This is a genomic window from Leptospira ainazelensis, from assembly GCF_016918785.1.
GTDB lineage: Bacteria > Spirochaetota > Leptospiria > Leptospirales > Leptospiraceae > Leptospira > Leptospira ainazelensis.
Genome location: NZ_JAFFPT010000060.1, coordinates 131,069 through 156,560 on the forward strand (window position 1 = coordinate 131,069; position 25,492 = coordinate 156,560).

A 25,492-nucleotide genomic window follows, 5' to 3' on the forward strand; every position below is an offset into this window, starting at 1 on the left:
ATATATGAGATTTTTAGCATATTCCATTTTTTTACTTTTTTTGATCCAGTGCGGATCCGGAATCCTTCCGATCGATCCTTTCAAAAAAAAAGAATCCAAAAACAGCGACGCTTTGCTTCTTTTGCTTCTTCCCCAAAATTCTTACGTATGGAATCTTCCACCCGGTTTTCCGGTTCCCCAGGTTCCGGCTTCCAATCCGATGACTCAGGAAAAAGTGGATTTAGGCAGATTTTTATTTTTTGATAAAAGAATTTCCGGAAATCAAACCCAATCCTGCGGCTCCTGTCACAAACAAGCCAAAGCGTTTACGGACGGACTCGCAACGGGAATCGGTTCCACCGGCGACGTTCATCCCAGAAATTCTCAGGGAATCATCAACGTCGCCTACAACCTCCGTCAAACTTGGGTCAATCCCAATCTAAGAAACTTAGAAGACCAGATGTTGGTTCCGATTTTCGGAGAACATCCGGTGGAACTCGGACTGGCCAATAAGGAAAACGAAATGTTGGATCGTCTTCGATCGGATAACCGCTATCAGACGATGTTTGCACGGGCCTTTCCCGGAGGAGATCCTTTTACAACGGGGAATCTCGTAAAGGCGATCGCGAGTTTTGAACGGACTCTGATTTCAGGACGTTCTCCCTATGACAAATATCTCTACGACGGTGACGTCGCCGCGCTTGGAAACTCCACACAAAGGGCGTCCATCCTGAGAGGAGCTCAGATATTCTTCTCGGAAAAGGGAGAATGTTTTCACTGCCACGGCGGATTTAATCTCGCTTCGACCAGCGTCCACGTAGGAACGGTGTTAGAGGAAGTTACGTTTCACAACAACGGACTCTATAACGTCGGCGGAACCGGAAGTTATCCTACCGGCAACCAAGGACTTTTCGAATTTACGGGGCTTGCTTCCGACAAAGGAAAATTCAGAGCTCCGTCGATCCGCAACATAGAATTGACCGCGCCTTATATGCACGACGGTTCGATCGATACTCTTGAGAATGTCGTGGAACACTACAACAACGGCGGAAGAAACGTCACCGTCGGTCCCAACGCAGGAGACGGAAGAACCAATCCCAACAAAAACGGTTTTGTCTTTGCGATCGGACTTACGGCGGGTGAAAAAACGGATCTCGTAAATTTTCTCAAAAGTTTAACCGATACGGAATTCGTGACCAATGCGAAACACAGCGATCCTTTTTAGTTTTTTTTGCGCTACCCTCTTTTTCGGATCCTGCACGTTTGGCTCGGTCGGAAACTCAAAAGAGGAAGAAGCGAAAATGATTCAAAAACTTCTTACACTTTTTAGTCAGAGAACTTCCTCGTTTCAAACCGGGATTTATTTTACGGACGACCAACAGGACGTCAATATCGGAACTTTTAGTCTTGTTTCCGGAGGTACTACCTACAACTTACAGTTGTTAGCCGGATCAAAAATCGTTTGGGACGGGGTTGCGATCCGAGTCAATCCGAATCCGGTACCGACCATACCGAATCAGTCCAGTTCGATCGACAAAAACGAACATTCAGCACAATCGCATACTCCGTATACGGTTCCTTTGGACTTGCCCGTATCTTCCCCCTATGGAGCGGACTACGGGACTCCTTCGTTTACGGATTCGAGTCTGGAAGTCGCGAACGGATCGATACTGACGGGGGACGTTCATTCTTCCGTAGTTCCTCCCATCCAAGGGATTCCCTCTGGTTATCTCGCCTCCGTAAAGTATAAGATACAATCCCTGGATCTTTCGTTTCAGATCACGGCTCCGGGCATCAATACGACGGTAAGAATCCAACTGGCTCCCTTTGTTGTGGAGTTGTTTCCGAGATGCAGATTCGATATCGTTCCCGAAAAACTCGGAAACTTTCCGGTCACTTGGAACCTAACCGGAATTTTGCAGGATCAGGCCGGTATCTCTCTCCTAGGAACGGTTCCGGCGGCCGGAACCTTCAATATCAACCCGTATCAAAACGTAAACCTCTACAACCTGATCCTGACAAACTTTCAACAACAGGACAGAGTCTTGTATCAAACCGGATGCAGTGTATTTTAATGAAACGGAATATTCTAATTTTATTGATTCTTTGTTTTTTTTCGGCGTCTCGCTCCGTTTTCGCGCATCACACGGGGATGGGGGGAAGCGATCAGGCCTCCACTCGATTTGTGGATCCTTTTACGGGAAAAAGGGAAAAGCCTGCAAACTATTTCGTACTCACCCAGGATTTCTATAAACAAACAAAAGAGAACAGCAACATCCATACGACCACCTTCTACGGCGAGATGAATCTGAAAAACGGAATGTTTGCGATCAACCTAAGCACACCCTACACTTATTACGAACAAAAAGATCGATCGGATGCGGCGCGTATCGGAAAAACATACATCGGAATGAAATATCTCCCGTTGATCGACTTTCAAAAAAACTACTTCGTAGTTTTTAGCGCAAACGTAGGCTTCCCGTCCGGACCGGACACGGATAAGTTCACGGGCGGGAATTACTATTCCGGAATTCCGGGAGTTACTTTGGGATATCTTTGGGGAAAGTTCAGCTTTGTAACAAGACTCAGCGGAATTTTTCCACTCTCAAGATCCCAACCTAACAACTTACAAGACAACGACGGGATCGCCTACTGGCTCAGAGATCCTTCTTCCGCTCCGCCGGAAGAAACGTATTTACTCAAAAAAACCGCGATGATTTCAGGATACGTTACCTGGCTTTGGAAGCCGGGACTTTCTTTTTTTACCGGTTATCTCTATCGAACTCCGTATGAAGGAATCGATCTCAAAAGATCCGATCAGGGAAAGGTTCCTTCCATCTTTAGAGAGGTCAGCGTGGGACTTTCTGCCAACGTTTCGGAAAAACTCAACTTCAATCTTGCGTATCGTTACCCTCTCCTTCGAGGAGAAGATCAACGATTGTATGATTATGCCGTTACCGCCGCAGTATCGATCGAGATCTCCGAATTGGACTCCGATATAAAAAAAGAATCCGATCCAAAGGAAGAGGTTCGTAAAAATCCTTCCGAAACAAAGGACGACTCGGCGGAAGAAAACGAAAAGAAAACGGGGGAATAAAAAAACAAAAGGAAGTTTCTATCGAAATAGATTCTACGACGGTGCGATAAAAACGAATATCCTTAGAGTACAGGAAGGCTGATTTTCACTGCTTAGTTTTCTTTTTTAAAAAACCTTCGTAACCTTTTGGAGGATCCAAATCCAAAGAATCCAGCGCCTTTAAAGAATACTGAATCGATCTTCCGTACAAAACGAGTGCGTAAAAATCATTTCGATCCCGGTCAAACTTCTCGGCTTGATTGAATTCTTCCTTTGCCATGCGAAAGTAGTTGGAGGATTTTTCCTCGTCCTTGACGGAGATCGGAGTTTCATCCGGATGATTCTTTTTTTGTAAGAATGCTTCCGAATAACGGATGATCAAGTTTTTAGCGGAGCCTTTTCCTTCGGCGGCAAACTCCGAAGTGATCTGTGGAACCGCTCTTTCTAAAAGAAGCAAAGATTCTTCTCTTTCTTGAGCGCTTCCGGAACGCGCGAAGTTTTGAAAACGTTCCTTTAGATTTTGGAGTTTTGTCCAGTTTTCATCCTGTTTGTGAAAGGGGATCGCCTTTTTGGATTCTTCCAAAATTTTGATTTTTCTTTCGATCGATTTTTTCTTCTCTCGAAAGGAAAGAGTTCCGGCCTCCAAAAAACTTGGAAGAACAAAAAGCGCGAGAAAACAAACGATAGAATATTTCTTGGATCGATTCATACTTCTAATTCCTTTCGGAAGTCAATTTTAATTTCCGGTTTTGGCCGGTATCGGAGGAAGAGTTTCCTTCTGAATCATATCGTCGGTTTTGATCTCGTCGTTGCTCATATCCATAAAAGAGACTCTTCCGGACGTGATGAACGAATAATTATCATCATGAATTTCTAATATATCGATCGGTTTGTCTTTGGATTCTCCGGGAGGAACGATCTTTCTTTGAATGAGATCGTTATCGATATAATTGATCATGGTGTTGCGGATTCTTTCGTAATCCGAGATGTTCTCTTTTTCAGCGGTCGCTTTGATATCGTCGAGATTTACAAATTGATATTCCGGTTTGTCTTCCGCGGGGGTTTTGGAAGCGATCATTGCAAGGAGCGCAAATCTTCTCGCCCTTCTTGCAATTTTGATTCCTTCGCTATGGAGCAGTAGTTTGTAGCGGAACTGATACGGAGCGGAATTGTATGCGGTCGTAAAATGATCTTCCGAACTTTTAAGGTCCCTAAATCCCAAACGAAGAAGATGTTGAGCGATCTTATCATTGCTCCTCACGATCAAAGGAGAGGCGTATTCTAAAATGACCCTTGAGTTTTGAAGATACGCCTCGTGTGTAGCTTGATAAAGATCCTTCATCTCGCCCTGAGCGCCTCGAAGATTTTTAAAGGAAAGGCTATAATTACTCTGATAATACCACATGTTTCCGTTAAAATCGAATTGATTCGCTTTTTTCAGACTCGTATACGATGGAAGCGCGTTTAACTTTTTATAAACCTCTTCTTTGCCCGCGCTATTTTCGGCGGGAGAAGTAGCAGGAGCCGCCGTTCCGGCCTCCGCCTTTGTATTGTTTGGCGGTGTTTTATCTCCGCCTGCGCCCTCTTCCAAGGGCGGTGCGAGATTACTCACACAAATATTGATGAATTTGAGATTGATTTTGTTTTCACCAATCAAAATTCCGAGATTCGTTTGATCCGGTGAAACGGCCCACAAAAGGCCGCCGGAAAGGGAGATAAATACGATCAGTGCTGTTTGAATTCTGGAAACCATGGCTTTCTCTACTTTTTTATATCGGCCTTCCACCCTTTTTCCAAGGAAAAAAAGCTCAAAATTCAGGGGTTTGTTCGATCCCGGAAACGGATTCTAACCGCCTTGGAATCTCCGCAAATTTGAATCCGATTCGAACTTTTATCACCATTAGCCCAATTCCAAAATTCGAAAGAATCCGGTTTCACTTTAAAAGATTTGTTCTGAAACTATTAAAGTGTGGGAACTCCAATCAGGATTTAGCAAGATAGAGTTCTTTAGAAAATTCATAAACCGTTCCAGAAGCAAACTTTGTGGGAACTCCACCGTTTTTTTTATAAAATCATGGCGCGCTGTAAGTGATTTCTTTTGAGAATTTTGGAAAAGTTCTTAGTTTAAATCGTTCCCGATTACGGTTTAACCCATTGTAGGTCCAAATCTTCAAGAACTCAACGAAAGAAGAAACGCTTTGGCCCCATTTTCTAGATATCAGCAGAAAGGTTTAGGGCGGCACACAATTCTTCACAAAAGGTCATCACTTACACATCCGGATTTGTTCGAACCGAATTCTTAAATTGAATTCTCGTTTCCGGATGATCGTCGAAGTAGAGCAATATTCCATAAAGATTCAACTCCCAGTTATAGGTTGAACTCGTTTTTATTTAAATAAAGATTATTCATTTTATCAGATGCGATAATTCTAATTTTCAAAACTCTTGCATAGAAAGATGTGCAGGAAACGATCGGCCTATGAAAACCATGAAGAATATTACAATTTTTGCAACTATCAGTTGCCTCCTCCTTGTTTCCGCCTGCACTTCGCAGGATCCGGTAGCTTATAACAATCAAATCATCGACACGGTCAACGGCGCCGGACAAGACATGGATGCAATGAACGACGCGATGGGAAAAGAGGATTTTACGGCCGCGGAAACGATTCGAAAACAATGGGAAACCAAACTGGCAACGGCTCTCGAAGAATTAAAAAAAATGAAGGACTTCAAGGGGAACGGTTCTCTAAAAAATGCGGGAATCGCCTCGATCGAATTGTATCAAAAAATAGTAGGATCCGATTACAAGAGCCTCATTGATCTCAGAGTCGGCATAAAAAACGGGGCAAAAGCCGACGAGGCTCAGATCGACACTCTTTTGGATCGTATCAATCAAAACCTGGCAAAGGCGACTAACGATTTGAATGCGGCTTCGGACAAATTCGGTCAAGAATTTACAAAGTAAAACTTACGAAATCTGTCCCGAGACGGGACAGATTTCCTGCGAATGTATGGTTCCGATAAACCGCAGTTTGACGAACGGCTCTAAAAATTCTACTCGATACTGATCGGTTTCCTTCTATCGAGCCCGATAGAATAACACAAAACTACGATCGACCGTCGATTCTTCCGAATTTTCGAGATCGACGCTTCTCTTTTCCTTAATAATTTATAGACTCGGATTTATGGAAATGTTTTTCTGAGATTCCGTTCCGATCGGCAAGGAGAGACGAAATTCGAATGAAAATAGACAAAATGGTCCTGCTCAAATCCACCACCAAAGCTTCTTTATCCGGTCTTTTGAACATCGTATTTTTTTCCCTGATCGGACTTACCTTTAACTGGATTCTTCTCGCTTTTCTTTTTCCCGAGATGCAAACCCTTTTCTCCAATTTGGGCGGACTTCCGATCGCAAGAGCTGGAGGAATCGGCGCAGTGATCGCGCTCGTCTTCATCATCATCGAACTCTGGCCGGTCACCTTAATTGTGTTAGGTTTTGGAATCCTATTTCCGGGGCTTCATTTTCTCTTCGGAAAAAAATTCGCCGTCACAAAAGCGCTCTATCAACTCCTTGGGGACAATCGGGGAATCATCAGCGAATATCTTTCGGAACGTCTGGAAGAATCGATCCGAAAAAAAGCGGAAACGGACAACACAAAAGGAAAGAATTTTTCGATCGCGCAGCAGATCCAAAATCTTCCCTACTATTTAACGAAGTTGGACAACCTTCCCTTTCCACTGACCGCCCTCGTCTCGAGACTTACGCAAAAACTCAAAGTTGATACGCTTCTGAAGGAAATCTCGGCGAAAATTCCGGATCAGGAAAATCCGAACTCGGAAGATCTGCAAAACGCTCTCAAAAAAACGATCGACTTTGCGATTCTGGAGACGATCTCTTCTCCGAGTTTTCAATGGTTTTTTATCTTAGGCGGAATAAACTTCGGGACTTTTTTGGTTCTGAAAATTTTGATCTAAAAGATTTTTCGATTGGAACATTCCATTTTTTGAATTTTGAATCTTCCGAAAACCTAAAATGTGGGAACTCTCACAGATTGATTAGAATTTTATAAAATGAGAATCTTTCGGTTTACGAGATTTTGGGAAAAGCTGTAATTTTCGTTTGTTCTTGTCTCCAAAATTAGGAAGTCGTAATATACAGAAAAACGAAATTTTTCTCCTTTAAGGTTCCGCCAAAACGTTTAAAACTTCATTTTTTATTTGCGAAACGAAGAATCGGATTCAAGAGCCGATTGGATGTAATGAATCGGATTGAGAAAGAACATTTTTTTCCATCCTTCTCTGTCCCGATCCATTCTCCAAACATAAGGAATCGGGGTGAGAATCGCATAATGCAAATGCGGCGGTTTACCGATTGCATTTCCCGTCGTGCCGACGGTTCCGATCCGCTCCTTTCGGTTTAACAAAGACCACATTGAAGTTTTTATTTCTTTCAGATGTGCGTAATAATGAAATCTCCACTTCGGCCCTAGGACAAGAACCACATTCCCTCCCATTTCTATTTCGCCGCAAAAAACTACAATTCCATCCGTGGAAGAAAGAACGTTCTCTCCTTCCTGCGCAAAGATATCGACTCCTTTGTGAGTTCCCGACCTTCCCCAGGGATAGAACCAAAAGGATTGTTTGTTATAACTGGATATTGTTGCGGCTTGCACCGGCATTGAAAATTCTTGCGGAACTACAAAGCCGATCATGACGAATGACAAAAGGCTTAAAACTATTTTATACTTTCCCATCCTAACCGTCGAAACTGATTCTTATCCAAAGAAAAGAGAGACGACTCCGGCTCCAAACGTAAATTGTAAAATAGGATCGTAAAATCGGAATTCTATTTCTTCGCACCAAACTACTTCGATCTTAGAATCGCAAAACTTCAATTTCTTTTGACGTTTTGGAAGAGATCCTTCATGAAACTTTCCGACGAATCGTCCAGCCGGTCCAGGCGCAGATCAGAGAAATGATCGGACTGCTTAGGTTCATAAACGCGTAGGGAAGAAAAACGATCACGGGAACGCCTAACGTGGCCGCCATAAACGAACCGCAGGTATTCCAAGGAACCAAAGCGGAAGTCATCGTTCCGGAATCTTCCAAGGCTCTGGAAAGATTTTTCGGATCCAAACCTCTTTCTTCATACGCTTTTTTGAACATCTTTCCCGGAACAAGAATCGAAAGATACTGATCCGAAGAAAGCAGGTTCGCCGCAAAACTCGTAAGAATCGTTCCGGTCAAAAGAGAACGGTCCGTGGTAGCGAATCTTAAAATCGCTGTCGTAATTTTCTGAATAAACCCCGCCCCTTCCATCGCACCCGCAAAAAACATCGCCGAAAAAATAAGCCAAACGGTCGGAAGCATTGAAGCCATTCCACCTCTCGAAAGAAGCGCGTTCGTCAGAGTGTTTCCGGTCTCCATGGAATTTCCTTTCGAAGCCGCATTCAAAATCTGTCTATAAACTTCTTGAAAACCCAAATCCGGATGTTGTAAAAATATCCCCGAAACGATTCCGGAAAGAATTCCCGCCAAGATGGAAGGAATTGCAGGAATTTTAAAATAGATCAAGACAAAAGTCAGAACCGGAGGAAACAATAAGGCCGGATGGATTCGAAACGAAGACTCAAGAAGCCGAATGACCTCCTCGGTCTTTTGACCGGAACCGGAAGATCCTGAAAATTCTCCAAACCCGATCCAAACAAACGCGACAAGCGCGATACAAAAAGCGGGAATCGTAGTATATAACATATGTTGAATATGCGTAAAAAGAGGTGTTCCTGCGATGGAAGAAGCTAGGTTTGTAGTCTCCGAAAAAGGAGAAAGTTTATCTCCGAAGTAAGCCCCGGAAACGATAGCGCCTGCCGAAATTCCGGGAGGAATTCCCAATGTGGTTCCGATTCCCATTAAGGCGACTCCGACCGTACCCGCGGTGGACCAGGAGCTTCCCGTGATCAAAGAAACCACGGAAGAAAGAAGACAGGCGGTGATCAAAAAGTAAGAAGGATCCAATATTTGCAAACCCCAGACGATCATCGAAGGAACGATTCCGGACCAAATCCAAACTCCTATCAAAGAACCGATCAGCAAAAGAATGAGAACGGGTTTTAAAACATTCTTCAATGATTCTAAAATCTGATCTTCTAAGGTTTCCCACTTTACTCCGAGACGAAGACCGAGCAAACTCGCGACCGTTCCGGATAGAATCAAAAGCATCTGAGCCGGCCCGTCCACTGTGCCGTTTCCGAAAACCACACCCGCATATCCCAGGCCCAAGACCAAAACAAAAACAGGAATGACCGATTCGAACAAACCCGGTTGAATGAGTTTCATAAAAAATCCTCCGGTATCTTCGCTCGAATTTTCAACTTCCGATCGGTATCCGGATGTATAAAAAAAACTGCATATGAGTGTAAGGCCTGTCTTTGCATTCCCAATCTTTCGACAAGATCGGGTTCTTTTCCTTCTATAAATTCCAAAAAGACTTCTTCCTCTTTTCCGTAGAGTTTGTCGCCTAACAACGGATAACCGAGACCGTAAAGGGTAGCGCGGATCTGATGCATTCTTCCCGTAACCGGCTTACAAAGGACATACGAACTGATTCTTGCGTCCGTCCTGGAATCAATCCGATCCGGTTTGATTTTGCGAAAATAAGTCAGACTAATTTCTTCTTCCACCGAAGTTTCCGTTTCCAGAATCAAACTTTGTTTTGAAATAAATTTATTTTTTTTCAAAGATACAAATTTTCTTTTTTTGCGGATTTTAGATTTTTCGTCGGATTTAAGAACGCCGTATCCTACAAGGGAATCCGGAAAGTTGCCCCAAACTTTTGTAATGTAGAATTTCTGAATATTCCCGGAACTGAATAGACCGCTCAGTTTGGACGCTGTTTTTTGATTCTTTGCAAAAAGAATCACTCCCGATGTCTCTCGATCCAAACGATGGATCGTATATAATTCCGGAAACTTTCCCGATTCCAACAAGAGTGTAAGAAGATTTCCCTTTCTGTAAACCCCGGCCGGATGAACCGGAAGATCCCCCGGTTTATCGATTGCAACGAGCCATTCGTCTTCAAAGATGATTTTGTAATCGGTTCGAACCGGCGGTTCCGTTTTGTTTTCGATTTGATAAACGACTTGATCGCCTTCTTTGAGAAGTATCCCCGGTTTTACTTTTTTACCGGAAAGAAGAATTCTACCTTCGGAAATCTCCCTCTGCCAAACGGTTCGAGAATGATATGTGAATTTTTTGGACAAAAAGTGATCGAGTCTGACGGCCGAATCTTCCGCTCGAACGATAATCCGCAAAGACTCGGAGATGGATTCTTCCGATTCTAAAATTTGTAAAGAATCAGATAGGATCGGATTCAGGACGCCTGTTCCTTGGAATCGATATAATTCTGAATCATCGATTCTTCTTTTTCATTTAGATTGAAAAACTCGCAACCGATCCGAAACATCTTATCCGTGTTATTGATGTTTCGTATCACGGCACGAAAAGTCCCTTTGTTATCGGCGGAAAGATTGAGATCGAAAAGAATCGTTTCACCAACCGTAAAACTTCTGGAAAAGAAAATGGATTGAGGATGAAAAAAACCGAGACCTTGCAGAGAAATATTATCCACGCTGCATTTTTCTTTTGATTCTTGAAAAAATCCGGAAGCGATCACGTCCTTGGAAACTGCGCTCGCGGCGATGTTCGCGGAGTTGAAGTCGTTCGTATTCAACTCCTTTTCGGAAAGAATCTGAACGTAACCGAGCGGAGTATAACCTTTGTAGCGGATCATGATCGATACTTCGGACGTGATTCCGGATTCTAATTTATTGACCGTGATGAGTTTCTGATATTCCGGAAACGGTAAAAACTGAAATCCGCCGCTTCCGTCATTTTTAGAATAACGATCCAAAACGTAGATCGACTGATCGAAGTTATACATCAATCGCAGACGATTGTCCATTCGATCGGAGAAAAATACGGTCGAATTCGGGTATTTTTCTTTGAGTTGTTTTGCGTGTTTTTTTACGATCTCATCGATCTTTTTATCAGCAAATGCTAATGTCTTTCTGAGATTCCCTTGATTGATGATGTTTGTAAGAATCGTCTGAGACCCGGAAGAAGTATCAACCGGAATCCGTTCTTCGGTTCTTTGTGCAATCGTAACTTGAATCGAAGTAGCAAGCAACAACTCCACGCCGTTTGCGGGATTGTGCATTTCCACGGCGAAGTTCGCCGCAAATCGATGATTGTTATGAATCAGATAGAGTTTACGATTCGGTTCGGGAGTTGTTCCCGGCGGAAGTGTGACCACGATACGAGTCGCGTCCTTGAGTCCGACGATTCTTACGGGAAGAGGACGATTCTCCACAACGATCGCAACGGGAAGTCTCGTAAAAAGAGACTGAAGAATTTTGTGAATCCCTTCCGGGTCGTTGATGAGTTTGTCCATGATTCTATAATTACGATTTGAAATCCGTTTTTGTAAAGGATCCTATAAACTGACGATCGTAAGTTTGAATATTCAATCGGAAAAGTCGAGTTAGTAAAACGATTTTCTCATTGAGACGCTGAATTTTCTTCGTCAATTTTTTTCCGAAAAAGGAGATCGGTCCCGATTCCCTTTAAATTTTCCACTCCGGTTACATTCATGGATTGTAATAAATTTTCCGTAAATTGAGAGATCAAGTATCGAATTCCGGCGACTCCTCCGCCTACTGCATAGATCGCCATCGGCCTTCCTACGAGAACCGTGTTTGCTCCGAGCGCGAGCATTTTAAAGACGTCCATTCCGCTGCGAACCCCTCCGTCGACCGCGATCGGAAACGATTCTCCCACCGCCTTTCGAATTCCGGAAAGAACCCTCGCGGTTCCGGGCATATCGTCCAAAACCCTGCCTCCGTGATTGGAAACTACGATACAATCCGCGCCGGCTTCGATCGCGAGTTGTGCGTCTTCGGGGGTCATCACACCTTTGATGATAAAGGGAAGTTTTGTGAGAGACCGGATCTTTGCGAGTTTGGAAACGTTTCTTGTCACCGAGGAAATATTTTTCATCGCCATCGTTTTAAAATTCACGGCGTCCACATCCATTCCCAGCGCAAAAATGCCGGCGTTTTCGGATTCTTGAAAACGTTCTTTTAAAAGTCCTTCGTCCTCTCTCGGTTTGCAGATAAGAATCGCGTCCGCCTTTGTCTTACGAACCGCTTCGAGCATGATGAGATATTTTTCAGGACTGGCTCCATCGCCTAACCATGCTAAGGTGCCGGAGGATCGACAACCTTCAAGAAGTGTCGCCGCAAACGTAAACTCGTCCATTGCCCCGTTCATGTTCGTGACCGCTCCGGTCATAGGAGCCGCCATGATCGGAGTTTTTAATTTTTTTCCTAAGAATGCGGTTTCCACCGAGGCCTGTGTGTGTTCCCGGATATAACGCGGAAGAATCGAATATTCCTGAAGTGCGGCGATATTGTCTTGGAACGTAAGCATTCTTCCCAAACCTCCCATACCGGGAACTCCCGAAGCGCAGTCGGTTCCGTCGCAGACTTTGCAGACCCAGCAGACTTCTTTTCCAAAACGAGTCCTCGCGTTTTGTTGGATTTCTTTTTCGGAGATAGAATAGAGTTCGTCGCAAGTAAAACGGATCGTATTTTTTACTTTTTCAAAGACCGATTCCGCGTTTTGCAAGTTGTCAGCGCTGATGATGACGTGTCCCGTCTTTTCGATGTTATTCGTAGGTTCATGGATGATATCGCCGATCTTGTTCATAAAGAAGAGATCGTTGACCCCTTCGATCTTACGCGCGTCTTCAATTCCGTCAATGGCGAGTAACTTTCCTCTCGGAGCCAAGAGACAACGTTCGATCGAAACCCTTTGGACCGTAGGTGTGAGATTGTCGGGTTCTTCTCCGAGCGCGATCAAAATAGCCGCGCGATTTAAGTTGATCCCCGAAGAAAGGGGAAACGTAAACGCGGACATAAAACCGCCGGAAAGTCTCGCGGCGATCTCTCCCACCTTGACACCGTCCGGAGTGACCTTGATGTCTCCCTTACCGGCTCCGAGTGTAATGCCCAAGGCTTTCATACTGCGAAACATTACGTCTTCCACTTCTTTCAAAACGGAAGGACTCAAAGCCGAAGGCATGTTGTGCCCCATCTCGATAAAAAACGGTTCTCTTTCTATGATTCGATCGGCGATTCCCGTGATCACAAAATTTCCGTTCCAAGTCAAAGCGTCGACCGAGACCTCCGGGCCGGGCATATATTCTTCGAGAATCATTTCTCCCGTGGGAGAATATTTTTTTGCGTGTTTGAAGGCGGCTTGTAATTCTTCTCGATTCTCGACCTTGATCACGCCCCTGGCGCCCATATTGTCAGCGGGTTTCATGACCAAAGGAAATTTCAAAAATTCTAATGCGTCTCTCGTATCGGCGAGGCTCCAGACGGGAGCAAAACCGGGAAGAGGAATTCCCGCTTTTTTGAGACGTTCGCGCATCTTGACCTTGTTGGAAGCGGCCTCCGCGTCCACATAACGAATCCCGGGAAGATCGAGCGCGTTTGCGACCGCTGCGACCGTCATACTCGCATCCGTTCCCGCGGTGATCACTCCGTCGATCTTGATCTTGGTCGCGAGTTTTTTGGATTCTCGCACCATTCCTTCGATGTCTTTCGTGCTCATCACCATCGGGACGTCGCAGATTTTCATTCCCGGAGCTTCTCCGTTCATGTCGGCGACTACGGTTGTAAGTTTCATCATTCTCGCGGTTTGGATGATCGGAACCTGGAGAAGTCCCCCACCCACGATCATGATGGTTTTCCCGGTGATTTTGTGATTCACTGACAAAAAAGAAAGTCCTATTTAGTTCTGAAGCGCAACGGCCGGAACCGTTTCTCGGATCTGCATCTCAATACTTCCCTTTCGAATGATTCCACCTAACAAGAGATAGTCGGAATCGACGGGATAGAACACGGCGGATTGTCCCGGAGTTACTCCTCTCACGTCTTCGAGAGGTTCGACGACTAAATCTTCTCCGCGTTTTGTGATCGTACAACGGATCGGACTGTGTCTGTAACGGACTTGCACGCGGCATTCCAAGGATTCCCCTTCTTCGAGAGGAGCCAAACCTTGGTAGTTGGTATCGATTACGGAGAAAGAACCCGTATAAGTTTCATTCTCTTCTCCTAATATTACGGATCCGTCATCTTCGATCGCGATGACATACAACGGGTTTTTCCAAGCGATCCCGAGACCCTTTCTTTGGCCGATCGTGAAGTTTTCCCGTCCTTTGTGTTTGCCGATGATTCTTCCGTCTCTGAGTTTAAAAAAACCGGGAGTGAATTCCACGTTTTTCTTTTCTAAGAATTTTCGGTAGTCGTTCTCGGGGATAAAACAGATCTCTTGCGATTCCGCTTTTTCCGCGACGGGAAGTCCCATTCTTCTTGCGATCTCTCTGACTTCCGGTTTTGTCATTTCTCCGAGAGGAAAGATTACGTTTTTGAGATTCTCCTGAGAAAGTCCGTATAAATAATAGGCCTGATTTTTTCCCATATCGAGACCGTTGGCGATCGCGTAACGATCTCCGTTTTGCGCGATGCGGGCGTAGTGACCAGTTGCGATCTTGTCGATTCCGAGGGCTTTTGCTTTTTCAAAAAGTGCGCCGAACTTGACGAAGGTATTACATTCCACACAGGGGTTCGGAGTTTTTCCGTGTTGATAGTCGTCTATAAAACGATCGATCACTTTCTCTTGAAAGACCTTTTCCATCTTCACTACGTAGAACGGAATTTTGAGCGAAAGACCCACGTCTCTCGCGTCCCGAATGTCTTCGGGAGAACAACAGGATTTTTTGGTCGTGTCGCAAGCGGGGGCTTCGTATTCCCAGGTTCGGAGATTGACCCCGATGACTTCGTAGCCTTCTTCCATGAGAAGACCCGCCGTCACCGCGCTGTCCACTCCGCCGCTCATGGCTACAATGATTTTACCCTTGCTCATCTTACTTCCCGCCGTCTTTCCCTACTATACCTATAAGACTCCGTTTCATGTCCAAGAGAATTCTGTGCTCGTTTAACCAGTTTACGCCGAGAATTCCCTGGATCCGAACTCCGGTCGAAACACCGGCAAAATCGACCGGAAGCCCCGAAGGTAGAATTTCGAGATCATTTACACAATTGGACGTCGCGAGAATACAAAGTTTACGAACAAAACGCGTTCTCACGTTCAAAACCTTTCCTTGGAAGTTGAGAATCTGAACGGGACGACTCGAAGAAGTTTCTTCCACAAAACCGGGAATCGGATTCGGCAATTCCAAAAGACTCAAGTCGGCGCCGGTGTCCATCAGGAGAAGCGCCTTTTCTTGGGTTCCATATTCGATTTCCAGAACCGGATGTCCGGAAAAGAATCGAAGCGGTTCCGTATTCTGAGCAAGGCCGGGGAAGGGAGAAAGCATGGCTTCGGTAAATTCTCCGCCGGCGCTTTCCAAAAAACGAATCTGCGTGGGATATTCTAAGATTAGAATTTTCTCATAGAGCGCGTCCATACCGAGGATTCCGTCGAGTTCGAGATTTCCGGCAAAGGAGTGAGAAAGTACGGTAAGATCCTTAAAGACCGAATGAGATTTGGAAAAAAGCTGAATCGTCCTCACTTTGCGGTAAGAATCGTCTTTTCCTCCGGGATAGGTGACCGCAATCCTTCGTTTAGAATCCTGTTCGTTGAAAAACTTTTCATCCAAAAAGGAGAATCGAGAACCGGTATCGACTAAAAACCGAAGGGGTTTTTCTTCGGGACTCAAGGAAAGTTGAATAAAACGAAATCCTTGTTTTTCAAAAAAGGGAAGAATGATTTCCATTCCCCCGGAAACTACATTGACCTGTGTTTTCGAGGGAAGAAGGGAGCAGGAAAGAAACGCAAAAAGAAAGAGTGTAAGGAAAAACCTCAGATCAATTTTTTGATACATTTCTGATTGGAACATCGTGTGTAGTCGATCACGCAGTCCCTGTACTGAATGCCTGTCATTGGGTCCGCTGGTTTGTATTCTATAAAACACGAATACGGAGAAAAATCAAATTTTTCTTTCCCGAGCGCTCGGTCTTGGATCCGTTTTGTGAGTTCTCTTTCTTCGATTTGGGTCAGAGGAACTTGGTACAGCAGGAGATTCTTTTCCATGCTGTACTGATCGGCAAATTCCGAAAAAAGAAAAAGGTTTTCTTAGGTTTCTTTATAACAAATGGTCCGATTCTTTCCCGAATGTTTCGCCATATAAAGGGCCTTGTCCGCTCTTTCGATCAGATCTCTGTTATTTTTGTCTTTTGGCCAAAACTCGGAGACTCCAACGGAAAGTGTGACTTTGAGATCCGGACCGCCGTTCGGGTTTTTTACGCTGCTGGCTTCCACCGCTGCACGGATCTTTTCTCCCATCTCATATCCTCTTTCGAGATCCGCTCCCGGCATCACGAGGCAGAATTCTTCTCCGCCGTATCGAGCCGGCGTATCGTGTTTGCCTGCGTTTCGAATCAACTGTCTCGCGACTTCGATCAGAACCTGATCCCCGGCTTGGTGACCATGTGTATCGTTGAACTTTTTAAAGTTGTCCACGTCGGTAAAAAGAAGAGTCAGATGAGACTTTTTCTTTCTACAACGATCCATCTCTTCTTTGAGTTTTGTCTGGAAGTAGTGATGTACTTTGAGACCGGTCATCATATCCACGGTCGCGAGTTCGTAAAGACGAGAGTTTTCCACTGCAATTCCCGCAAGAGTGGAAAGTGTAGTTAAAAAATCCCGGTCCTCTTCTTGGACCTCGTTCATGGTCATCTTTTCTCCGAGTACAAGAAGACCGTTCACCTTTCCCTTTGCGTTCAAAGGAATGATGAGGTCTGCTCCGATTCCCCGGAGGAAATCGATTTCGGTTACGGATCGGCCCATACTCTCTTCAATCTGGTTTACCGTCATCGCTTTCATTCTGGTTTCTAAAAACTGAATGAGAGCCGCGTCCGTTTTGATACGGAATGATTTTTCGTTTTCCGAAAGATCAAAACCTTTGTAACTCGGATCCAATTCGAAAAAATCGGAATCCGCTTCCGGGCTGACATAGATTGCCGCCTGCAAGGTTTGCAACTGTGCGAGACAAATATTAAGAATTGCATCCATTAGATATTTGTAATCTAACGTGGAATTGAGAGCTTTGCTGATTTCTAATAATTGCTTTTGATCATAGATTTTCTTTTCGAGATATTCTATCATCAGTGGATCATTTTCTTTACTGATCAAACGGTTGGTTCTCCGGTGCTATAGATACGAAAGGAGCCTTTTCCAATTTATTGCCGAAACTTTGAACGGCTTTCTTTTTCATTCGAAACGAATCTCTTAATACAAAGGATATAAGATCTAATTTTTCTTTAAAAATCAATTCTTTTTGTCGATTTATTCTTGCTTTCGAGGGTTCAGCACAAATACTGACCTATATACACCGCGCGGTGGAGCAGCTGGTAGCTCGTTGGGCTCATAACCCAAAGGTCATAGGTTCGAATCCTGTCCGCGCTAGTGTTTTAATCCTTCCCTCTTTCTTTTCAAGATAAATTTTCCCTTTTGTCCTTGTTTTCCAATATAACTGAATATTCAGCTAAGTTTGCATCCTTTTTCTAAAAAGGAAAGTGAATATTTACTCACAGCCTTACGTTAGTCTCTTCTTGCTACAGAAACTAATCAAAAAGAGCTACCCCATTCATCCGAAAACGCCTTTTGAGAAAATGTTTTGGTGACAAATGGGATTTCTCCCATTTCGCATTAATTTCCGAGTTCTTTGGATCGTCTTGTAGCAGCTTGAACCGCTTCTAAGATCGCATGGGTAAACCCGTGTTTTTCAAGTTCCGCGAGTCCGGCGATCGTAGTTCCTCCAGGGGAAGTCACTTTATTCTTCCAAACTTCCGGATGTGTTTCCGGATCTTTTTTTCTTTCTTTGCGAAGAAGTTCCGCAGAACCGATCACGGTTTGTATGCTCAGATCCAGAGCCTCTTGATAACCTAGACCGGAAAGAATCCCGCCTTCTGCGAGAGCTTGGATAAATTTAAATACATAAGCAGGCCCCGATCCGGAAAGCCCGGTCACCGCGTCCATCAAGGACTCGGAACTGAGAGCGATCGCATGCCCAAGAGATTGAAAAATTTCTTCTACGGTTTTGTAGAGTTCGTGATCGCCATAATATCCGATCGCCCCTTCCCCAACGAGTAAGGGAAGATTCGGCATGATACGAACGACCTTGGATCCGGATGGAAGAGAATTTCGAATCGTCTGTAAGCCGATTCCTGCGGCAACGGAAAGGACCAACTTGGGAGAGGAGATTTGTTTGAGAAGTTCAACGACCTTTCCCGGTTTTACACAAACTACGATGAGATCCGATTTTGCCGAGAATTCTTCCCAAGAAGATACGAGTTCTATCTTTTTATTCGAGGTCATGTGGGGATCGTATCCAAAAACCTGTGTCGGATAACGTTTCTTGAGAGAGAGATAGATCGCTCCTCCCATATTTCCGCAACCTGCGATTCCAATCGTATGTTTCATGATCAATTCCTTTCTCCAAAGATGGCGCTTCCGATTCTTACAAAATCGCTTCCCTCTTCGATCGCGATTCTGTAGTCACCGGACATTCCCATGGATAATTTTCCTTCGGGATAATATTCTTTTCGGATGTTTGCGAGTTCTCGAAAAACTTCTCTCGTTTTGTTAGGCTCTCCGTCGGACGGTCCCATCGTCATCATTCCTTCCAAAAAACAAAACTCGTTGGAAAGGCTTTCTTTTTGGGAAAGAATTTCGAGAAGTTCTTTTTTATCAAAGCCGTGCTTGGTGTTTTCGTCCGTGAGATTGGCTTGTAAGAAATAGCCGATTTTTTTTTGTTCTTTTTGGGCGCGTTTCAAAAGTTCTTCTACGGTTCCAAGACTACCGACCCCATGCGCGTATGAATAACCTAAGAATAATTTTCGAAGGGTTCCGCTCTGCACCGGCCCGATATGATGCAGAACCAGAGGAGAATCTTTTTGTTTTAACCATTCTTCGAATTTTTCCAATCCTTCCTGGATTCGATTTTCTCCGAAATGAAGAACTCCTCCGTTTACGGCTTCTCTTACCGCCTCCAATGTTTGGAACTTGGAGACCGCGATCAGAGTGGGAGGTTTTTCGGGTCGAAGTTTTGTCAGCTCTTCTTGGATTTGAAAATAACGTTCTCGGATCCCCATATCATTCGCTGGATTTTAACTTTTTCATTTCTCTTTCGAGTTTTTCTACGCGTTTTTCCAGACTTCTTTTGGAAGAAGTTTTTTTGGTTTTGCCCTTTTTTTTAGAAGGAGAAATTCCCAATTTTTTTTCCAATCGATTCACCCTCGTTTCCAAGGAGCGAATTCTTTTTCCGGTTTTGATTGAAGGATGTTTTTTAAGATGTCTTTTCTTTTTGACGGGATGTTTTCTTTCCGCCTTGTCTTCCCAATCCGTTTTGTCCTCTTTTACCCTTTCTTTTTTGGATTTGGGTTCTTCGTCTTTATAGACGCTCGTTTCGTCTTTGGGAGGATTCCATTTTTCTTCGGGATATTTTTCTTTTTCGGGTTTTGAGGGGGAAGTCGTCTTCTTTTCCTCGGGCCATTCTTCTTTGAGACTTTTGTTTTCTTTGGATGGAGTTTTCTCTTTTTCCATTCCCGTAGAATCGCCGATAGGTGGAGAATTTTTTTCTTCGGTCGGAAGCGTATTGAGATCGTTCGGAGAAATCGGAGGTTCGGTGTTCATCTCGGGACTTAAGATGACTCGATCCGTTTTAGAATTGTTCGAGACTTCTTCGCCTTCTTTCTTTTTTAAGAATTTGGAGATGTCTTCCCGAAAGAGATAACTGTAGAGGATCAAAGATCCTAAGAGTAAAACTAAAATTCCGGAAAGTAAGATTTTCAACTGGTCTCGTCTCATGGGCATACCTTTTTAGAATATCGGTTTTTTCCTTCGAAAAAGGGAAGGGAAAACGGGATAAGTGTCTCTTTTTAAGTCTCATTTTCACCGAATAGAATCCTGTGAACCTTCGCTTTTCCATTCTCACCCTTCTCTGTTTCCTTGGTTTGAGCTTGTTTGGAGGTTTTACCGATCTTCCTTCGGCTCCCGTCAAAAGAGACGAAGACGAGGTCAGCCGGGTTCTGATCTTGGAAAAGATACTCTCCGACTGGAAGCAATACAATCTTTTTCTTGTGGATTCCTTCGACGGAGAAAGACCTTGGGAAATTTATAGAGGAGTTTCGTTTTTAAACGAGATCCGTTTCAATTCTCAGATTCCTGCCAATTCCGCGTTTTTAAAGGAAAGAGAATTCTATCCGACTCTCACTCCTGCGAATGACTACCGTTCGATGATGGTCCAGACCTTTTTTGAAAATCCGAAACACTCACATCTCGAACTTCGCCCCAAAGAAAAAATCCGTCTTCCGATCGGCGCCCCGACTCGGATCTTTTTTTGGATGTATGCTTCTTCCCAAAACGCAAAGATAGAATTGGTTCTTCATCAGTATCGGTCCAAGGAGATCGTGATCGAACTTTCGGATTTGAGTTTTGACGGTTGGAAACGAATCGAGAAAAAATTGGAGATTCCGGCGAGAAACACAAGACTCAATCGAAGTTTGCGTTATCCGTTCGAGATCGCGGCGATCCGGTTGATTCCGGGTCCGTTTCAAAAAAAGGGGGAATTCGTTTTTTACTTGGATCGAATGGGACTTCTCATCGACACAAGAGACGAAGCTTATCCGGGCGCCGAGATCAAAGACAATTGGGGTACTGGTTTTTAAAAAACTCTCCGAGTTCCGAAGGATTTTTAGAACTAAATTGAAACGTATCCCAACCAACGTAACCAGCCGCTTCCACGTTAGTCGCGTTGTCGTCGATCAAAACGTAACGTTTATCGGGATAATCGGTCTGGATCCATTGAAAGTATTCCTCCGCGGGTTTTCGGGTTCCTAATTCGCAGGAAAAATAGAGTTGATCGAATTGGGAAAAAACTTCCTGCATTTCCGGGAATTTTTCGAGTTCCTTATACCAGATCGAATAATTGCTCGCGAGGACGAGTTTGTTTCCGTTCGCCTTTAGGAGTTTGACGATTCCGACACTTTCCTGAATCAAGCGGACTTTTTGAAACATCAGTTCCTTGATCTTACGAGGATCGGGAAGATCGGAATTTCTAAATTCGGGAAGATAGAATCGTTCGAAAAATTCCTCTTCTTCGATATGCCCTTTTTCGAATTCGATAAAGGCGTTTCTTTCCCTTCCCTGGATAAATTTTTCTCTCGATTCGCTGGGAAGTATTTTATAAAGTGCAGAATGAAAGGGATCCTTGATCAAGGTATCCATCAGATCAAAAGCAAACAGAACTCCGCTCATAAACCAATGATTTTTCTCTATCAAATCCTGACGATCTTTCTTCGTATCTTTATCGTTCCTCTTTTGTTCCTCTTTCCCGCGGGAAGAATTTTTTTTCTAAAACGAAAGGAAGATCGGAAAAGAATTCTTTCCAAACCCTTTGATTCTTCCGGAAAAAAAACGATCTGGCTTCACGCCGCTTCGGTGGGAGAATTGGATCAGTGCCGGGCTTTGGCATTAGAGTTTCGAAAAAAAGATCCAGACGCCTTTTTACTTCAGTCCGTTTTTTCCGAAAGCGTTAGAGATTCTCAATTGGAAGCGTTTCCGGCGGATGAAACCTTTCGTCTTCCGATCGACACTCCGTTTGGTTACGACTGGATTTTCGGACACTTTCATCCAAACGTTCTTGTGCTGATGGCTTGGGACACTTGGCCGAATCTGATTCTTTCGGCAAAACGATTCGGAACAAAGGTGGTTTTGGGATCCGCAGTTATAGGAACGCGCAAAGACGGAATTTTAGGAATGTTGACGAGGTCCGTTTTCCGGAACCTGAGCGGGATCTATCCTTCCCACAAAAGTTTTTACGATGCGTTCCGTTCTCTTGTTCCGGAAAAAATTCCGGTAAAGGTTTTAGGAGACACACGATTCGATACGGTTTTAAAAAAAATCGAGGATAACCAAAAGAAATTCGTCAGACCCAAAGATTATCCGTATTCAAAAATCATACTATTCGCGTCCACTTACGAACCTTGCGAAGAACTTTTTGTTTCCTTTTACAAACTCGCCAAAGAAAAACAACCGAATTTGTTAAACGAATTTGCGTTTTGGATCTTTCCTCACAAAACCTCTCCCGAAAGAATCACTTCCCTAGAACACAGACTGCAGGACGCAAGGATGGAATACCAAACATGGACTTCCACTCCCTACGAAAAGATGAGCGCGCAGACGATCGTATTCGACGTTTTGGGAATTTTGGCGTTCGCCTATCAAGCTGTGGATTTCGCCTACGTCGGTGGAGCCCTTCACAACCGGGTTCACAACGTTTTGGAACCCGCGACCTTCGGCCTTCCTCTAATGACGGGTCCTAAAATTTCCAATTCTCCGGAGGCGATGATCTTAAACAAAACCGGCGGTTTGTTTGTAGTAAATAAACCGGAAGATATATTAAGAATTTTGAATTTTCCTCCGAACGAAATCGCAGAGATCAGAAAACAAAACTCTGAGTTTGTTAGAAACGGTCGGGGCGCGGCGGAAAGATTGTATGAAGAGATTTCTAAACTTTAGGTCGGGCGTGGAAATCTATCGATTTCCCTTTATATTAGTCTTTTGTTGTTTCTTTCTGATCGGAATCGGGAAATTACATTCCGCCGAAACAATTTCGCAGGTCAAAATCCTTTCGGCCGTTTCCGCCGAATTCGTCAAAGAACCAAATTCACATTCTTATATTCAAAGGGCCCTAAAAAAGGAAGATTTAAATGGTCATTCTCATATTCCCGGTTCCTCTTTTTTCGGGTTTTTAAACCTTCTAAATCCGACGAGGTGGTTCGATCGAGAGATCACGGAAGACGCGTATGATGTTCTTTTGAAGGACGTCTCCGTTTTGGAAGGCAGCGATATAAAGCGGAAACTCGATTTCGTATTAATAAGACACGTTAAGCGCGGTCGGAAACCGGAATGGTCCTGGGATCAAGGTTACGACGGTTTTTCCAATCTTAAAAAGTTCCTAGTCGATCGACCCAAAAACGATTCGGCAAATTCGAAGCTTCCGATCGACACTACACTCTGGTATTCGGATACTCCCGTTTTGCTTTCGAAATTGAGTAAGGAAAGAAAGGATCAAGATCGACTCGTTTATGTTGGCCATATTCATATCGATCAAGAACTTCCGGAAACGGTGAAAAAACAGTCCGTTCCTCGGGTCAACTTCGGAAGATTCGGTGTTTTTTCGGTGTGAACTTTTTAGAGGAAATTCTTTTTTACTCGGACCCGATCTGCTCCTCAAATTCCCACGATAAATAAGGGAGGAAATCTCCTTTCGGATTCAATTCAGATTTCTTTCGGTTCGATGAATAGAAAATGTGGAAAACCATAAGTGTGAGAGTTCCAACAGATTACGTCTCTTCGGCCCATCTCGTAATCATTCGAATCGATCACTGACATCCGGAAAAGTGTGAGAGTTCCAACATATTAAGTCTCATAAGGCTTATTGTGAGATTTCGAATCCTTCTCTTTGATTCCAAAAAAGTAAGAGTTCCCACGTTTTTCGATTTTAGGATAAGATCAAAGTCCTTTTGAGCGAAATCGTTCTAGGACTTCTCCATTCTCTTTTTCAAAATTCTCAAAATCGTATTTTGAATGTCCCGCATCAGAAAATCCCCCCAGAAAGACGCATAAAAGTTAAAATGGGTCGAAAGGCGATATTTGCTTCTGAGATGTAAGATTACGTTCCGCTTTTCGTTCTCGCCGTCACCTTTTGTATATTCCAATTCGTATTCTCCTTGGAGCGCGTCGAAGTAAGCCCCTCCCGGAACCACATGGGCGTCTAACGTAGTAAGCGGTGTGAGATTCGGATCCGCTTTGATTTCGAACTTCAATCGATGTTGCGGTTTCCATTCCGTGATCGTTTCGTAAAAGAAAAGTCCCCTTTCGAATTTTGCTTCTCGAATCCCGCCGACTCCTTCGTGAGAAAGTGTCGCCTCGATCGGCCTTGGAAACCCTATCTTGTAAAAAAATCCTTCCTCCGTTTTTTCCAATTCCGAAATTCGAATGATATTCTTCCAGATCGTTTCCGGTTTTGCATTTACGGAAATGCTAGTTTCCACAAAACGGATTTCGTTCGGTAAATCCCAGTGTGATTCTAAATATCCTGAAACAAGTGGAAGGGAAAGAATGCCTAACGCACCGAGGAAATTCATCCGATTCTCCGGAAAAATATAAAACCAGATTCCGACTGCAATTCCACCCACGCTCGATAAGACGAGATAGATCGGAAGACCCATGACGAGACAAATCATTCCTTCCCAGTTTACGAGAAAAGAAAGCAACATCGAAATCGTCGTCGGCATCCATGGAAAGAAGATATGAAAAAAAATCGATCTTGGTTTTTCTTTTTCGGCCCAGTAGACGCTGATCGCTCCGATCAAAAACGGAAGGATAAAAACGGCGCCGTAGGCCATCGTGATTCCAAGATTTTTTAAGGATTCAATTCTGATAATATACTGAACCGCGCTTGCGTAGAGGACTGAAAAAAGTGCGGGAACTACAAAAGATCGAAGTTTCATAAGGATAAAAAGAACTTCTTTTAAGAATTTGCAAGTGAGAATGTGGAGAGTGAATCGAACGGTGGATCTAATTTCCGACGTTGATTCTAACGGATTCTAATTTTGATTCGTTTCTCGGGCCGTTTTGTCTTTTTGTTGTGAACTTATTTCCCGAAACTTTCTTTTTTTTCGCTTTTGGAGTACGTTCCGCGTTAAAGAAAGAACCGTTTTTAGTATGGATATTCTTTTACTTTCTTCTAAAAAAAAGATTCTTTCCGCTCTGAATGAAGGCGAGTTGGGCTCGGATTCTCTTTTGATTCCGTTCAGTTACTGGAATCGTTTAGACAAAATTCAAAAGAAAGCTCTTTCTCAAAAACTCCCTTTTTTGCTGATAAGATATACGAAATACATTGCTTCTTTGGATCGTCTTCATTGTAAAGGAGGTAGGATCAAATACAATTGGGGAGTCGGAGACCTGAAGAAGATGACGATTCATGTGCATTCGGGTGTTTGGGCGGTTTTGGGGGCTTTAGCGGCGGCTCACGGTGTTTCGCGATGTTTTCTTTTTAACTATCTTTTGTGGTTGGAAGACGCCGGAGTCGGGGATTCTATCGTTGAAACGATGAATCGGGGAGTTCCTCACTTCCATACGATTTACCAGATGACATGGACTCTAAATCTACGGAAAAATCAAATCGCCCGAGCCTTACACTTCGAACCAGACCCGATCACAAGCGAATCTCCGCCCGATCCCTTTCCCTAAAAGCCCGAAAATCTCTGAGGCTCCCCCAAAGCGTGAGCGATCGACGCGGAG

The 25,492-nt window shown here is 44.0% G+C and carries 25 protein-coding genes and 1 tRNA gene; 10 read left to right on the forward strand and 16 right to left on the reverse strand.

Features of this window, described 5'->3' with window-relative positions; translation table 11 throughout:
* The first annotated feature begins 4 nt into the window (after positions 1-4).
* From JWG44_RS13975 to JWG44_RS13985, 3 genes are read left to right on the forward strand one after another with little or no spacing between them, the layout of a single operon-like run.
* Complete coding sequence (locus tag JWG44_RS13975; protein ID WP_205275621.1) at positions 5-1,204, forward strand: MbnH family di-heme enzyme; 1,200 nt, start codon at positions 5-7, stop codon at positions 1,202-1,204.
* On the forward strand, positions 1,179-2,054 hold the full coding sequence (lsa30, locus tag JWG44_RS13980) for a laminin/fibronectin-binding adhesin Lsa30 (RefSeq protein ID WP_205275622.1): 876 nt from the start codon (positions 1,179-1,181) through the stop codon (positions 2,052-2,054). Before JWG44_RS13975 ends, lsa30 begins: the two co-directional genes overlap by 26 nt.
* Entirely contained in the window at positions 2,054-3,076 is a 1,023-nt protein-coding gene (locus JWG44_RS13985) for an LIC11086 family outer membrane transporter (protein WP_205275623.1), read from the forward strand. The genes lsa30 and JWG44_RS13985 overlap by 1 nt, the downstream gene beginning before the upstream one ends.
* An 85-nt stretch (positions 3,077-3,161) precedes the next feature.
* On the opposite strand, the gene JWG44_RS13990 is transcribed toward JWG44_RS13985, so the two are convergent.
* Both JWG44_RS13990 and JWG44_RS13995 read right to left on the reverse strand, forming a co-directional pair.
* On the reverse strand, positions 3,162-3,764 hold the full coding sequence (locus JWG44_RS13990) for a hypothetical protein (protein WP_205275624.1): 603 nt from the start codon (positions 3,762-3,764) through the stop codon (positions 3,162-3,164).
* Between the two features lie 27 nt (positions 3,765-3,791).
* Positions 3,792-4,808 carry an adhesin OmpL37 family surface protein gene (locus JWG44_RS13995; protein WP_205275625.1) on the reverse strand — a complete coding sequence of 339 codons (1,017 nt, stop codon included), beginning with the start codon at positions 4,806-4,808 and terminating at the stop codon, positions 3,792-3,794.
* Positions 4,809-5,534: 726 nt separating this feature from the next.
* On the opposite strand from JWG44_RS13995, the gene JWG44_RS14000 reads away from it, so the two are divergent.
* On the forward strand, positions 5,535-6,020 hold the full coding sequence (locus JWG44_RS14000; protein WP_205275626.1) for an LIC11966 family surface protein: 486 nt from the start codon (positions 5,535-5,537) through the stop codon (positions 6,018-6,020).
* Between the two features lie 275 nt (positions 6,021-6,295).
* Positions 6,296-7,030, forward strand: coding sequence for a hypothetical protein (locus JWG44_RS14005; protein ID WP_205275718.1), 735 nt, complete (start codon positions 6,296-6,298; stop codon positions 7,028-7,030).
* 239 nt (positions 7,031-7,269) lie between these two features.
* Here JWG44_RS14005 and JWG44_RS14010 read toward each other — a convergent pair whose 3' ends face one another.
* The 9 genes from JWG44_RS14010 to JWG44_RS14050 all read right to left on the reverse strand — a co-directional run bounded on the left by JWG44_RS14010 (position 7,270) and on the right by JWG44_RS14050 (position 17,314).
* Positions 7,270-7,809, reverse strand: a complete 540-nt coding sequence (locus JWG44_RS14010; RefSeq protein WP_332460792.1) for a M23 family metallopeptidase — start codon at positions 7,807-7,809, stop codon at positions 7,270-7,272.
* 169 nt (positions 7,810-7,978) lie between these two features.
* Positions 7,979-9,382 (reverse strand): Na+/H+ antiporter NhaC, encoded by a 1,404-nt coding sequence (nhaC, locus tag JWG44_RS14015; RefSeq protein WP_205275710.1) that lies wholly within the window; start codon positions 9,380-9,382, stop codon positions 7,979-7,981.
* A gap of 5 nt (positions 9,383-9,387) precedes the next feature.
* Positions 9,388-10,428, reverse strand: a complete 1,041-nt coding sequence (locus tag JWG44_RS14020; protein WP_232371652.1) for a pseudouridine synthase — start codon at positions 10,426-10,428, stop codon at positions 9,388-9,390.
* Positions 10,425-11,504: a PilZ domain-containing protein gene (locus tag JWG44_RS14025; RefSeq protein ID WP_205275627.1), complete on the reverse strand. Its 1,080-nt coding sequence runs from the start codon at positions 11,502-11,504 to the stop codon at positions 10,425-10,427. Before JWG44_RS14025 ends, JWG44_RS14020 begins: the two co-directional genes overlap by 4 nt.
* Positions 11,505-11,611: 107 nt before the next feature.
* On the reverse strand, positions 11,612-13,894 hold the full coding sequence (locus tag JWG44_RS14030) for an alpha-hydroxy-acid oxidizing protein (RefSeq protein WP_205275628.1): 2,283 nt from the start codon (positions 13,892-13,894) through the stop codon (positions 11,612-11,614).
* 15 nt (positions 13,895-13,909) lie between these two features.
* Positions 13,910-15,043 carry a tRNA 2-thiouridine(34) synthase MnmA gene (gene mnmA, locus JWG44_RS14035; RefSeq protein WP_205275629.1) on the reverse strand — a complete coding sequence of 378 codons (1,134 nt, stop codon included), beginning with the start codon at positions 15,041-15,043 and terminating at the stop codon, positions 13,910-13,912.
* 1 nt (position 15,044) lies between these two features.
* Entirely contained in the window at positions 15,045-16,004 is a 960-nt protein-coding gene (locus tag JWG44_RS14040; RefSeq protein WP_205275630.1) for a retropepsin-like aspartic protease, read from the reverse strand.
* Complete coding sequence (locus JWG44_RS14045; protein ID WP_205275631.1) at positions 15,983-16,213, reverse strand: hypothetical protein; 231 nt, start codon at positions 16,211-16,213, stop codon at positions 15,983-15,985. The genes JWG44_RS14040 and JWG44_RS14045 overlap by 22 nt, the downstream gene beginning before the upstream one ends.
* Positions 16,214-16,255: 42 nt before the next feature.
* Entirely contained in the window at positions 16,256-17,314 is a 1,059-nt protein-coding gene (locus JWG44_RS14050) for a sensor domain-containing diguanylate cyclase (RefSeq protein WP_100784164.1), read from the reverse strand.
* 200 nt (positions 17,315-17,514) lie between these two features.
* Between JWG44_RS14050 and JWG44_RS14055 the strand changes: the two genes are divergently transcribed.
* Positions 17,515-17,587, forward strand: a tRNA-Met gene (locus JWG44_RS14055).
* Between the two features lie 243 nt (positions 17,588-17,830).
* Here JWG44_RS14055 and proC read toward each other — a convergent pair.
* The 3 genes from proC to JWG44_RS14070 are packed head-to-tail and all read right to left on the reverse strand — an operon-like array spanning position 17,831 to position 19,990.
* Positions 17,831-18,604: a pyrroline-5-carboxylate reductase gene (gene proC / locus JWG44_RS14060; protein ID WP_232371647.1), complete on the reverse strand. Its 774-nt coding sequence runs from the start codon at positions 18,602-18,604 to the stop codon at positions 17,831-17,833.
* Between the two features lie 2 nt (positions 18,605-18,606).
* The gene (locus tag JWG44_RS14065) at positions 18,607-19,275 is read right to left on the reverse strand and encodes a YggS family pyridoxal phosphate-dependent enzyme (protein ID WP_205275632.1); all 669 of its coding nucleotides are present in this window, start codon (positions 19,273-19,275) and stop codon (positions 18,607-18,609) included.
* Position 19,276: 1 nt separating this feature from the next.
* Positions 19,277-19,990, reverse strand: a complete 714-nt coding sequence (locus tag JWG44_RS14070; protein ID WP_205275633.1) for a hypothetical protein — start codon at positions 19,988-19,990, stop codon at positions 19,277-19,279.
* Between the two features lie 101 nt (positions 19,991-20,091).
* On the opposite strand from JWG44_RS14070, the gene JWG44_RS14075 reads away from it, so the two are divergent.
* A complete protein-coding gene (locus JWG44_RS14075; RefSeq protein ID WP_408611978.1) occupies positions 20,092-20,850 on the forward strand; it encodes a flagellar assembly protein FlaA in 759 nt (252 codons plus the stop codon).
* Here JWG44_RS14075 and JWG44_RS14080 read toward each other — a convergent pair.
* Positions 20,822-21,439 carry an HAD family hydrolase gene (locus JWG44_RS14080; RefSeq protein WP_205275634.1) on the reverse strand — a complete coding sequence of 206 codons (618 nt, stop codon included), beginning with the start codon at positions 21,437-21,439 and terminating at the stop codon, positions 20,822-20,824. The genes JWG44_RS14075 and JWG44_RS14080 overlap by 29 nt on opposite strands.
* Before the next feature lie 6 nt (positions 21,440-21,445).
* Between JWG44_RS14080 and JWG44_RS14085 the strand changes: the two genes are divergently transcribed.
* Together JWG44_RS14085 and JWG44_RS14090 are read left to right on the forward strand one after the other, a co-directional pair.
* Positions 21,446-22,702 (forward strand): 3-deoxy-D-manno-octulosonic acid transferase, encoded by a 1,257-nt coding sequence (locus JWG44_RS14085; RefSeq protein ID WP_205275635.1) that lies wholly within the window; start codon positions 21,446-21,448, stop codon positions 22,700-22,702.
* On the forward strand, positions 22,680-23,372 hold the full coding sequence (locus JWG44_RS14090) for a hypothetical protein (protein WP_205275636.1): 693 nt from the start codon (positions 22,680-22,682) through the stop codon (positions 23,370-23,372). The genes JWG44_RS14085 and JWG44_RS14090 overlap by 23 nt, the downstream gene beginning before the upstream one ends.
* Before the next feature lie 352 nt (positions 23,373-23,724).
* Here JWG44_RS14090 and JWG44_RS14095 read toward each other — a convergent pair whose 3' ends face one another.
* A complete protein-coding gene (locus JWG44_RS14095; RefSeq protein ID WP_408611979.1) occupies positions 23,725-24,699 on the reverse strand; it encodes an SRPBCC family protein in 975 nt (324 codons plus the stop codon).
* Between the two features lie 214 nt (positions 24,700-24,913).
* Between JWG44_RS14095 and JWG44_RS14100 the strand changes: the two genes are divergently transcribed.
* Positions 24,914-25,441 (forward strand): DUF1564 domain-containing protein, encoded by a 528-nt coding sequence (locus tag JWG44_RS14100; RefSeq protein ID WP_205275637.1) that lies wholly within the window; start codon positions 24,914-24,916, stop codon positions 25,439-25,441.
* Positions 25,442-25,492 lie beyond the last annotated feature (51 nt).